The following is an 11,721-nucleotide window of genomic DNA, read 5'->3' as shown; positions in this document are numbered from 1 at the left end:
GGTAAGCAAAGGGGCGAAGCCGCCCCGCCTGGCGTTATGGTTTTAAGATTTGCACGCCCGCCGTTGCGCGCGGCGCCTTGATCACCAGCAGCACCAGCAGCGCGCCCAGCGCGGCGACGCCGCCCGCCAGCATAAAGGCGCTGTCGAATTTGCCGGTGTTCTGCACGATGTAGCCGGTGACGATCGGCCCGATGATGCCGGAGACGCTGCCGATCAAATGAATGAACCCGCTGGCGCCGCCGACCCGGGATTTATGCACCACGTCCTGGATGATCGCCCAGTAGAGGGCGCCGGTGATGTAGAGGAAGAAGATCGACACCGACATCAGCATCACCGCCGGCACCACGCTGCTGACGGTGCCCGCCAACGCCACGCACACCGCCGCCGCCAGCAGGCTGGTGACCAGCACGATCTTGCGCGACAGCAGCAATTTGCCGGTGATGTTGAAGATTTTGTCGGAAATATAACCGCCGAGCGCCAGCCCGACGAAGCCGACGATCCACGGGATCATGGTGGTCAGGCTCATCTCCTTGATGTTCAGGTTGTGTGCCTGAACCAGATATGAGGGGAACCAGCTCAGGAAGAAGAACAGAATGTAGTTGTAGCAGAAGAAAGCGAAGGCGGTGACCAGAATGATCGGCTGTTTCAGGTAGTAGCCCAACCCGTGCGCGGCCTCGCTCAGCGCGCTTTCCTCGCCGAGGTTTTCCTGTTTCAGCCGCGCGATCAGCGCCCGTTCTTCGGCGCTGACGCGCTGGCTTTTCACCGGGTTATCCGCCACTACGAAGAACCACACCAGCATCCAGACGATGCCGATGGCGCAGATGATCATAAACGCCGGCCGCCAGCCGAACGCCAGCGCCAGATAGCCGACGATCGGCCCGGCCACCGCGCCGCCCAAAGGGGAACCGGCGCTGAGCAGGCCCATGGCGGTCGCCGCCTGCTTCTTCGGGAACCAGCCGTTGATCATCTTGTTGGCCGAGGCGCAGATCGGCCCTTCGGCCATGCCGAACAGGACGCGCAGGATCAGCATCGAGTAAAAACCGGTGGCGACCGCCGTCATGCCGCAGAAGATGGACCACAGGCCGACCGCCACGCCCAGCACCAGCGTCGGGCCGAAACGGTCGACCGCCAGACCGCCGACGAAGTTGAAGATGGCGTAGCCGAAGAAGAAACTGCCGAAGATCAGACCGAACTGTTCGGCGTTCAGCATCAGATCCTGTTCGATCATCGGCACGGTGATCGACAGCGCCACGCGATCGAGGTAGTTGATCATGTAGACCATGAACAGCAGGAACACGATGGTCCAACGCAGGTTTTTAAACATAAAGCACTCCACTGGGTGTCGTTTTAATCGTGATGCTTCGTTGTTTGCACGGGCGGCGGGGGCCGCCCACTGTTCCGATGCTGCCTTGGCGTTATTCGAACTGCAGCAGCACTTTGCAGCAGGTGCGCTGATCCCGCTCGAACATCTGTATTGCCCGTTCGACGTCGTCGGCGGGCACGCAGTGGGTGAGCAGCCGCTGCGGGTCTAGCTTGCCGTCCGCCATCCAGCCGATCACCTGCGGGAAGCGCGCGCTGTTCAGGCGCGAGGAGAAGATCGACAACTCCTTGCTGGTGATGCTCTGCTGGTTCAGGGTGCAGGCGTCGCTGGAAAAGCCCATGATGCCGATGCGCGCCGCCGGCGAGGCCAGATTGATCGCCTCCGGTAAAATGGCGGGGTGGCAGGCGGCGTCGACGATCAGCGTCGGCTGAACGCCGCGCTGCTGCAGCGCCTGCGGCAATGCGGCCTCGGCGTTGTTGAACACTTTGTCGGCACCGTTGGCGCGTGCCATGTCCAGCCGCTCGGCGATGCGATCGACGACCCACACCTGCTTGACGCCGTACACGCCTTTCAGCGTCTGGATCACCGTGAGCCCCATCGGCCCGGCGCCGTAGATCAGCGCGATGTCGTCAGGGCGCGGTTGCAGGTGGGCGGTGATGTTGGCGGCGATGCTGAAGGGTTCGATCATCGCGGCGTGGCGATCGCTGATGGCGGGCGGAACCGGATAGGCGTTGCGCGCCGGTACGCAGGCGTAGTCGCTGAAGCCGCCGTCGCGGTGCACGCCGATCACCTGCAGCGAGGTGCAGACGTTGGGGCGGCCGACCGAACAGGGATAGCAGTGGCCGCAGCTCACCACCGGATCTACCGCAACGCGTTCGCCGAGGCGCGTCGGATCGACGCCTTTGCCCAGCGCATCGATCAGGCCGAAGAACTCGTGGCCGATCACCCGCGGATAGCGGGCGAACGGGTTATGGCCATGATAGATATGGACGTCGGAGCCGCAGATGCCGGCGAATTTCACCTTGACCCGCACCTCGCCGGCCGCCGGCTGCGGCAGCGCGCGCGTCTGCAGCGCCAGGTGCCCGGGTTGTTCGATCACAACGCTGCGCATGGTGGTTACCAGTTCCATAGGGTGCCATCCTCCAGACGTGCGACCGGCAGGTAGGCCGGTTCATATGGGTAACGGGCCGCCAGCTTCTCATCGAACTCGATGCCGATGCCCGGCTTGTCGCCCGGATGCATATAGCCGTCGTCGAACGTCCAGCTGTGCGGGAACACCTCGAGCATCTGCTCGGAATAGCCCATGTATTCCTGCACGCCGAAGTTCGGCACCCACAGATCGAAATGCAGCGCCGCCGCCATGCAGATCGGCGACAGATCGGAAGGGCCGTGGGAGCCGGTGCGCACCTGATACAGTGAGGCGAAGTCGGCGATGCGCCGCATGCCGGTAATGCCGCCCGCGTGCGTCAGGGTGGTGCGGATGTAGTCGATAAGCTGCTCTTCAATCAGCTGTTTGCAGTCCCAGATGCTGTTGAACACTTCGCCGACGGCGATCGGTGTGACGGTATGCTGGCGGATCAGGCGGAAACAGGCCTGATTTTCCGCCGGCGTCGGATCTTCCATCCAGAACAGGCGATACGGTTCGGCGCTTTTGCCGAAGCGCGCCGCTTCGATCGGCGTCAGGCGGTGGTGCATGTCGTGCAGCAGGTGCTCGTTGAAGCCGAACTTGTTGCGCACCGCGTCGAACAGTTTGGGGGTGAAATCGAGGTATTTTTCCGTCGACCACAGCTGTTCTTCCGGCCAGTCGCCCTTGGTGGCCGGCTCATAGGCCTGGCCTTTGCCTTTGGCCATGCCGTAGGTGGTTTTCATGCCCGGCACGCCGCATTGGACGCGGATCGCCTTGAAGCCTTGCTCTTTATGCTTGGCGTAGTCGTCGAGCACCTCGTCGATCGAGTGGCCGGTGGTGTGGCAATACACCATCACCCCCGAACGCGACGCGCCGCCCAGCAGCTGGTACAGCGGCATGTTGGCGGCCTTGGCCTTGATGTCCCACAGCGCCATGTCGACGGCGGAAATGGCCGACATGGTCACTGGGCCGCGCCGCCAGTAAGCGCCTTTGTAGAAGAATTGCCAGAGGTCTTCGATCCGCTGCGCGTCGCGGCCGATCAACTGCGGGCAGAGGTGATCTTTCAGGTAAGAGGCCACCGACAGTTCACGCCCGTTCAGCGTGGCGTCACCGAGGCCGATGATGCCGTCATCGGTGGTGATCTTCAGCGTGACAAAGTTGCGCCCCGGGCAGGTGACGAACACCTCGGCGTTGACGATTTTCATAACCTTCACATCCTGTAGCTGCGGAGAGATAGCGCGAAAATACGCCATGAACTAACTACCATACAAGTATGAGTTGACGAATTTGCCGGAGAGGATCACATTTGATCGCGAGCGAAAGCGGGTAAACGGGGGGAAGATGCGGGGCGCAGCGGCTGCGCCCAACAAGGTCAGCCCAGCAGGGCGCAGTTAGGCGGCAGGCGGCATTCGATGGCCTGCGGCAACACTTCGATGCGGAAATGACGGCCTTTGAGCGGCTCGCCGTCGAGGTTGAAAGTCATCTCATGCGGTGCGTCGATCTCGAGCCACGGCAGCGCCGCGCTGAGGATGCTGTTGCTCTCTTCGTCGTTGAACAGGGCGGCGACCAGCGCCGGCAGCAGTTCATCGGCGATCAGCAGGCGCAGTTGCAGCAGGCCGTCATTGATCAGCGCGCTGGGGCACAGCTCCTGGCCGCCGCCGGCCTGTTTGCCGTTGCCGATGCCGATCACCAGCGCGTCGCCGGCCCAGCGGAAGTCCGGCCCGCGAATTTCACAGCGGTCGGCCTGTAGCGTATCCATGCGCAGCAAGCCGTGCACGAAGTAGGACACGCCGCCCAACGCCGCCTTCAGCTTCTCCGGCGTTTCGGTGGTGATGCGGGTGCCGAAGCCGCCGGTGGCCATATTGATGAAGTAGCGCTCGCCGTTGACCTTGGCCAGATCGATCGGCACCGAGCGGCCCTTGATCGCCAGCTGTAGCGCCTGTTCCGGCGACGGGGGAATATTGCAGGCCATGGCGAAATCGTTGGCGGTACCGAGCGGCAGGATGCCCAGCACCGGCCGGTTGTGCGCCGGCAGTTGCACCAGCGCGGCGGCCACTTCGTTGATGGTGCCGTCACCGCCGCCGGCGACGACGGTGCCGACGCCGAGCTGTGCGGCTTCCGCGACATAGCGCGCGGCGTCGCCGTGTTCCCAGGTGACGCGCACGTGCAGCGTGATGCGTTCTGCGCGCAGGCGTTTGACCGCCTGACGCAGCTCTTCGTTACCGGCGCCTTTGCCGTTGAGAATAAGCAGGGCGGGCGCATGTGAGTGTTGAGGCATTGCCGATCTCCTCCGGCGGAAAATCATGAATGCCTCAAGATAAACCAGCTGCCGCCACCAGGCCATCAGAATATTCAGCTAATTCCGCTTATTTCCCGGCGTTCAGTGAATATGAAGCAATGCGAATTTATCTGAATTTTACGCGGAAATAAGCCAGGTGTTAAAAGTGAGAGGATTAATCGCTATAGAGTTATTTATATATCGAAGCGACGTTATTATTATTATTAAAACGGATAACGGGAAAATGTTATGGAAATAGGCACGGTGAAGAAAATAAACGTACCCCATAAAGAAAAAGCCAGCCCAAGGGAGATTGGGCCGGCTAAGGAGGTGGTTCCTAGTATTGCTATGCAAATATTTTCGTTGTTCGTTTTAAGCAGCGTGATAGTAACCAAGCTGCACGCACATTGATGTGATCCAATTCTAATATTTGCTAAAAATCGCCGCCGAATGACGGCGATTCGTTTTTATGCGCCGGCGCTATTTTCTTCCGCCAAATTGCGGATCAGCAAAGCATAATTGAGATCGATATCCGGCGGGATCGGCAAATAAACGATATGGCCGTTGCCCGGCGCCACCTCAATCGGCTCCCCTTTCTTATTTTGCATGCTTTCGAGGGTGAAGACCACGTTGCCACCCGGCGTCATCATTTCGACGCTGTCGCCGAGCGCGAACTTATTCTTCACGTCGACTTCCGCCCAGCCATCACTGCGCACGCCGGTGAATTCGCCGACGAACTGCTGGCGCTCGGAGAGCGAGGAACCATATTCGTAATTCTGCTGCGCTTCGTGCACGTGGCGGCGCAGAAAGCCTTCGGTGTAGCCGCGGTGCGCCAGGCCTTCCAGCGTGGTGAGCAGGGTCGGATCGAACGGTTTTCCGGCGGCCGCGTCGTCGATGGCGCGGCGGTAGACCTGGGCGGTGCGGGCGCAGTAGTAGAAGGACTTGGTGCGGCCTTCGATCTTCAGGGAATGCACGCCGAGCTGCGTCAAACGCTCCACGTGCTGGATGGCGCGCAGATCCTTGGAGTTCATGATATAGGTGCCGTGTTCGTCTTCGAAGGCGCTCATATATTCGCCTGGTTTTTGTGCTTCAGACAGCATGAACACCTTGTCGGTCGGCGCGCCGATGCCCAGCGTCGGCTCGACGGTCTGCACCGGGATCGGTTCGTGCAGGTGCACGATATTGCCGGTGTCGTCCTCTTTGCCTTCCTCCGCCTTGTACTGCCAACGGCAGGCGTTGGTGCAGGTGCCCTGGTTAGGATCGCGCTTGTTGATGTAGCCGGACAGCAGGCAGCGGCCGGAGTAGGCCATGCACAGCGCGCCGTGGACGAAGATTTCCAGCTCCATGTCCGGCACTTCGGCGCGGATCTCGGCGATCTCTTCCAGCGACAGCTCGCGCGAGAGGATCACGCGGGTCAGGCCCATTTGCTTCCAGAACTTCACCGTCGCCCAGTTAACGGCATTAGCCTGCACCGACAGGTGGATGTCCATCTGCGGGAAGGCTTCGCGCACCATCATGATAAGGCCGGGATCGGACATGATCAGCGCATCCGGGCCCATATCGATAACCGGCTTCAGATCGCGCAGGAAGGTTTTCAACTTGGCGTTGTGCGGGGCGATGTTCACCACCACGTAGAATTTTTTGCCCAGCGCATGGGCTTCGTTGATGCCCTGCGCCAGATTCTCGTGGTTGAATTCGTTGTTGCGCACCCGCAGGCTGTAGCGCGGCTGGCCGGCGTAAACCGCATCGGCGCCATAGGCGAAGGCGTAACGCATGTTTTTCAGCGTTCCGGCCGGGGAGAGAAGTTCCGGTGTAAACATAGTGTGTCTCGGTCTGATTTCAGGTCAGTATACCTCTGTCTTTCGAACTGCAGCGTTGTTGGTTGCATTCGCTCACTCCAGTCACTTGGTTGACCAAGCTCCTGGAGACTCACGAACTTGCCGCCTAGCTGCCGTATGAAAGCCAGTGGGTATATCGCGCCCCAGATGGCGCAGTAAAAGCGGGGGATTGTAGCCGCAGCGCGGCAAGAAATCAGCAGTTAACCGGATTTATTCAAGGGAGATTGATCCCGGTCAAACGGAAAACGCGCGATGGCGGCCACCGCGCGGGCGACACGGGGGATCAGGCGCTCAAATCGCGGATATCGGTGGTCGGGCCGTTTTTCATCACCGACTGGATACCGTTTTTGGCCGCGCTTTCGGAGCTGTACATTTCGCTGACGCCGATCACCTGATGGTTCTTGGCCTTCAGCACAAAATAGGGCTGATTGCTGGTGCTGTGCTTCAGTTCAAACTGCGCTTCGTGCGGCGAATTGGTCTGCACCGAGGCGATGCCGTTCTCCGCCGACGCTTTGCTGGCGTACATCTCGCTGGCCAGAATAATCTCGCCGTTACTGGCTTTCAGGTTGAAGTGGTACTGTCCGTTCTTTGCTTTTTTCAGCTCGTAATGACCGATTGCCATGGTTCTTCTCCTGTAGGTTCCGATTCGTGATGTAAGTGTAGCCAATCGCTTGAAAATCGGCGGCTAAACCTCACAGCAGCTTAGTCTAAAAAATGCGCAGTTTTCTTGCGCCGGCGCGGAGTTTTCATCCGAGAAGCCCGCTGCCGCACGGGAAGCTAAGGGAAGGCGCGGTGATTGCGCAGTGCGCCGCATAATGACAATTACGTGGTTTCATCGAGCAGCATTGCGCGTTACCGTTTGCCCGCTACGTAAAGGTGAGTGAAAAGTGAGCGATAGATCTTGGCATCGACGCGCTGCAGGCATATGCTTTGGCCTATGCCTGCTGTGGAGTGTTGAGATGGAAAGAATCGCAAAGCTGTTTAAAAACGGTAGAAATCAGGCGGTGAGGTTACCGGTGGAATTTGAATTTGATACGGATCGTGTGTATATCCGTCGCGATCGGGAGGGAAACGTGATTTTATCCAAATATCCGGCAAAGCCGGACAGCTGGGCACCGCTGCTGAGCATTATCGCCCAAACGCCAGTGCCGCAAGAGTTTCTTGGCGCGGAAGATCGTCAGCAAGGGGTTGCAGAGCGCGATCCTTTCTCAGAGGAAGAGTAGGCGATGTACATGTTTGATACCAATACCGTCAGCCACCTGTTTCGGCAGCATCCGCAGGTGCTAAGCATCATGGAAAAGCTTCCGCCTTCTGCCGTGTGCATTTCCAGCGTCACGGAGGCGGAACTGCTTTACGGTGTCGCTAAGCGGCGGAACAAGGCGTTGCAAAGCATGGTCGAGGCCTTTCTTGCCGCGGTGACGGTCTATGCATGGGATAGCGAGGCCGCCCGCTGCTACGGTGAAATGCGCGCGAACATGGAGAAAAAGGGCAAAATCATGGGCGCGCTGGATCAACTGATCGCCGCTCACGCGCAGAGCCGTGGTGCGACGCTGGTGACCAACGATCGCGCATTCGCCATGGTGCCCGGGTTGGCGGTTGAAGACTGGACGCGCTGATTTCCCCCTAAACTCCATTCACCAGCCGGCAGGCCTCGGCTTCCCAGCGGTAGCCCACGCCGTATACCGAGCGGATAAAGGATTTTTCCCCGTCGATCAGCTCCAGCTTGCGGCGCAGGTTTTTGATGTGGCTGTCGATGGTACGGTCGGTGACCACCCGGTAGTCGTCATACAGGTTGTTCAGCAGCTGCTCGCGTGAAAACACGTTGCCCGGCTGGCTGGCCAGCGTTTTCAGCAGGCGGAACTCCGCCGGCGTCAGATCCAGCAACTGCCCCTGATAGCTGGCCTGGAAACGCGGCTCATCGATGTGCAGCAGGTCATCTTCCCGCGCGCTCTCCTGCGGCCGATAGCTGCGGCGCAGAATGGTTTTCACCCGCGCCACCACTTCGCGCGGGCTGTAGGGTTTGCAGATGTAATCGTCGGCGCCGATCTCCAGCCCCAGCAGGCGATCGATCTCTTCGATTTTCGCCGTCACCATCACGATAGGCACGTCGCTGAAGCGGCGCAGCTCGCGGCACACCGTGAGGCCGTCGGCGCCCGGCAACATCAGGTCGAGCAAAATCAGCGCCGGCGGATGCTGGTGCACGGTTGGCACCACTTCGTTGCCGTTGGTCAGCCAGCGGGTGGCGTAACCCGCCGCCTGCAGATAGTCCACCAGCAGCTGGCCCAGCTTGGGTTCATCTTCAACAATCATGATCTGCACGGGGGGATTCTGAATGTCCATCAGGGCGCCTTATTTTTTATCGGGGTAGCAAATTCTACTGTAATGCGCACGCCGCCTAAAGGCGAATGCTCGGCGCGGATTTTCCCGTCGTGGGCTTCCACGATGTTGTGGCAGATCGCCAGCCCCAGCCCGGAACCGCCGCTGGCGCGGTTGCGTGAACCTTCCGCCCGGTAGAAACGTTCGAAAATACGCGTCAGCTGCTGATCGCTGATGCCCGGCGCGCTGTCCTGCCAGTAGAGGAACAGCCGCCCCGGCTGCAGCTCGGCGCTGATTTCCAGGCGGCCGCCGGCGTCGGTGTAGCGCAGGCTATTTTCCAGCAGGTTATTGAACAGCTGATTCAAACGATCGGGATCGCCAAACAGTGGCGCCTGGGCCGGCAGATGGGTGACGATCTCCAGCCCTTTGGCGCGGAAGCGTTCGCGGAAGGCGGCGACGGCGATCTGCAGCAGGTGCACACAGTCCACCGACGATTTGCGATAGGCCAACGCGCCGAGATCGGAAAGTGACAGCTGGTGCAGATCGTCGACCAATTTGGTCAGGGTAGACACCTCGGCCTGCAGTGAACTGAGCGACGCCGGCGTCGGCTGGCGCACGCCGTCCTGCAGCGCCTCCAGCTCGCCGCGCAGCACCGCCAGCGGCGTGCGCAACTCGTGCGATACGTCGGCCATAAAGGCGCGGCGCATCTGTTCGTTTTTCTCCAGCGAGGTGGCCAACTGGTTGAAGTCGTGCGCCAGCCTGCCCAGTTCATCCTGGCTGCTGACCGCCACGCGGGTGGTGAAATCGCCCGCCGCCAGGCGGTGGGTGCCCGCCACCAGGCGTTTGACCGGGGCCAGCATGCCGCGCGACAGCAGCCAGGTCACCGCCGCTGCCAGCAGGGTGGAGAGCGCGACGATAATCCAGCTGGTGCGCCGCTGCTGGCGATCGAAGTTGATGTCGGTATTGCGCGTCAGGCGCTCGACTGGGGTGGTGATCACCCAGCCGACGATCTCGTTGTTGTAGCGGATCGGATGGCGCGGGCCCTCTTTCGGCACCGGCCCGGAGTGGCCCACCAGGCGGTTGAACTGGCTGTCCACCACCCAAAACTGAGTGCGCCAGCCCTTGGGCGGCAGGTTGTGGCTGCTGTCGCTGTTCTGTTCGAACGAGCGCATGATCTGGTAGATCACCTGATCGTTGTTGCGCAGGAACACCCAGTTGCCGTGGTGGCTGTACTGTTCCTCCAGCGCTTCGCTCAGCATGTTGATGCGTTGCTCGTTGCTGTGCTTGATGTAGTCGATAAAGCCGCGTTCAAAGCTGACGCGCACCCCCCAATGCATGGTGATCAACACCAGCATACAGGTAGCGAAAATGGCCAGGAACAGTTTCCCGGTAATGCCTATCTTCATTGCAACCTCGTTGAGCCGGTACCCGGCTCTTTGGTCAGCGTGCGGTTGGGCGTGCTATCGGCCGGCACGCGCGCGAAGGCCAGCGCGGGCAGGGCAATAATCAACGCCATGCAGCAGTAGCTGTAAATAAATGCGTTGTGGATGGCCGGGCTGTCGGCCACCACTTGATGATGGGCGAAGCTGCCGATCAAGATGCCGGCGACGCTGACGCCAAGGCTCATCGAGAGCTGCATGACCATCGACAATAGGCTGTTGCCGCTGCTGGCCAGCCGATCCGGCAGGTCTTTCAGCGTCAGGGTGTTCATCGCCGAAAAGCGCAGCGAGTTGACCATCCCCTGGAAGAACAGCACTACCGGCAGTAGCCACAGCCAGCCGAGCATCGCCGCCAGCAGGAAGCTCAGGCTGACCAGCGCCAGCAGCAGCGTGGCGGCCACCAGCACGTTGCGGTAGCCGAAGCGGTTGACCACCTGCACCACGATACGTTTCATGCCCATGCTGCCGATGATCATCGGGATCATCATCAGCCCGGCGTGGAACGGTGTGAAACCCATGCCCACCTGCAGGAACAGCGGCGTCATGAACGGCAGCATGCCGCTGCCGATGCGCCCCAGCAGGCTGGCCAGCAGCCCGATCTTGTAGGTTGGGGTGCGCAGCAGCCGCAGCGAGAACAGCGCGCGGCTATTGCCGTAGGCATGCCAAACATACCCCAACAGCGCCGCCACGCCCAGCGCCACCAGGCCGGCGATAGCGCTGCCGGACAGCCCCATGCCCTTGTGGCCGTCGAGCGCCAGCGTCAGCGACGCCATGCCGATCGCCAGCAGGATAAAGCCGCTGAGATCGAAGCGGCGGGTCTGCATTTGGTAGTTGGGCATCAGCAGCAGCGTGGCGATGGCGCCTACGATGCCCACCGGAATGTTGATCAGGAAAATCCAGTGCCAGCTGGCGTATTGTACCAAAAAGCCACCCAGTGCCGGCCCCATCAGCGGGCCGATCTGGCCCGGCAGCGTCACGAAAGTCATCGCCGCCATGTACTGCTCCCGCGGCACGATCTTCATCACCGTCAGGCGGCCGACCGGCACCATCATCGCGCCGCCGATGCCCTGAAGCACGCGCGAGGCGATCAGTTCGTTCAGGGTTGCCGAGCGGGCGCAGAGGAGGGAGCCGAGGGTGAACAGCACGATGGCGCTGAAAAACACCCGCTGTACGCCGACCTTGTCCGCCAGCCAGCCGCTGGCCGGCAGCGTCACCGCCACCGTCAGCACATAGGAGACGATCACCGACTGCATGCGCAGCGGGTTCTCCCCCAGGCTGGCGGCCATCGAGGGTAGGGCGGTGTTGACAATAGTTGTATCCAGCGTCTGCATAAAGAAGCCGAATGCCACTATCCAGAGTTGCCAGCGTACCGTGGCGGCGTGTTTCATCAGCATCGGTCGGCC

11 protein-coding genes are annotated in these 11,721 nt (G+C 60.8%); 2 read left to right on the top strand and 9 right to left on the bottom strand.

Annotated elements, in window-relative coordinates; translation table 11 throughout:
* Positions 1-34: 34 nt before the first annotated feature.
* The 6 genes from EGY12_RS01510 to EGY12_RS01485 all read right to left on the bottom strand — a co-directional run bounded on the left by EGY12_RS01510 (position 35) and on the right by EGY12_RS01485 (position 7,185).
* Positions 35-1,324 (bottom strand): MFS transporter, encoded by a 1,290-nt coding sequence (locus tag EGY12_RS01510; protein ID WP_123892354.1) that lies wholly within the window; start codon positions 1,322-1,324, stop codon positions 35-37.
* Between the two features lie 91 nt (positions 1,325-1,415).
* A complete protein-coding gene (locus EGY12_RS01505) occupies positions 1,416-2,432 on the bottom strand; it encodes a Zn-dependent oxidoreductase (RefSeq protein WP_172962951.1) in 1,017 nt (338 codons plus the stop codon).
* Between the two features lie 5 nt (positions 2,433-2,437).
* Positions 2,438-3,652 (bottom strand): D-mannonate dehydratase ManD, encoded by a 1,215-nt coding sequence (manD, locus tag EGY12_RS01500; protein WP_123892352.1) that lies wholly within the window; start codon positions 3,650-3,652, stop codon positions 2,438-2,440.
* Positions 3,653-3,819: 167 nt separating this feature from the next.
* Positions 3,820-4,725 (bottom strand): lipid kinase YegS, encoded by a 906-nt coding sequence (yegS, locus tag EGY12_RS01495; RefSeq protein WP_049202693.1) that lies wholly within the window; start codon positions 4,723-4,725, stop codon positions 3,820-3,822.
* A gap of 467 nt (positions 4,726-5,192) precedes the next feature.
* The gene (gene yegQ, locus EGY12_RS01490; RefSeq protein WP_123892351.1) at positions 5,193-6,545 is read right to left on the bottom strand and encodes a tRNA 5-hydroxyuridine modification protein YegQ; all 1,353 of its coding nucleotides are present in this window, start codon (positions 6,543-6,545) and stop codon (positions 5,193-5,195) included.
* Between the two features lie 301 nt (positions 6,546-6,846).
* The gene (locus EGY12_RS01485; RefSeq protein ID WP_123892350.1) at positions 6,847-7,185 is read right to left on the bottom strand and encodes a YegP family protein; all 339 of its coding nucleotides are present in this window, start codon (positions 7,183-7,185) and stop codon (positions 6,847-6,849) included.
* Positions 7,186-7,522: 337 nt separating this feature from the next.
* Here EGY12_RS01485 and EGY12_RS01480 point away from each other — a divergent pair, with 337 nt between their 5' ends.
* Together EGY12_RS01480 and EGY12_RS01475 are read left to right on the top strand one after the other, a co-directional pair.
* On the top strand, positions 7,523-7,786 hold the full coding sequence (locus tag EGY12_RS01480; protein ID WP_049204860.1) for an antitoxin: 264 nt from the start codon (positions 7,523-7,525) through the stop codon (positions 7,784-7,786).
* A gap of 3 nt (positions 7,787-7,789) precedes the next feature.
* The gene (locus EGY12_RS01475) at positions 7,790-8,179 is read left to right on the top strand and encodes a type II toxin-antitoxin system VapC family toxin (RefSeq protein ID WP_123892349.1); all 390 of its coding nucleotides are present in this window, start codon (positions 7,790-7,792) and stop codon (positions 8,177-8,179) included.
* 7 nt (positions 8,180-8,186) lie between these two features.
* Here EGY12_RS01475 and baeR read toward each other — a convergent pair whose 3' ends face one another.
* The 3 genes from baeR to mdtD are packed head-to-tail and all read right to left on the bottom strand — an operon-like array spanning position 8,187 to position 11,712.
* Positions 8,187-8,903 carry a two-component system response regulator BaeR gene (gene baeR, locus EGY12_RS01470; protein ID WP_123892348.1) on the bottom strand — a complete coding sequence of 239 codons (717 nt, stop codon included), beginning with the start codon at positions 8,901-8,903 and terminating at the stop codon, positions 8,187-8,189.
* Positions 8,903-10,285, bottom strand: a complete 1,383-nt coding sequence (baeS, locus tag EGY12_RS01465) for a two-component system sensor histidine kinase BaeS (protein WP_049202687.1) — start codon at positions 10,283-10,285, stop codon at positions 8,903-8,905. The genes baeR and baeS overlap by 1 nt, the downstream gene beginning before the upstream one ends.
* Entirely contained in the window at positions 10,282-11,712 is a 1,431-nt protein-coding gene (gene mdtD, locus EGY12_RS01460) for a multidrug transporter subunit MdtD (RefSeq protein WP_172962888.1), read from the bottom strand. Before mdtD ends, baeS begins: the two co-directional genes overlap by 4 nt.
* Positions 11,713-11,721 lie beyond the last annotated feature (9 nt).

The sequence above is a fragment of the Serratia sp. FDAARGOS_506 genome, from assembly GCF_003812745.1.
GTDB lineage: Bacteria > Pseudomonadota > Gammaproteobacteria > Enterobacterales > Enterobacteriaceae > Serratia.
Note: the sequence above shows the minus strand (reverse complement) of the source record. Positions and strands in the feature narration are given on the sequence as shown.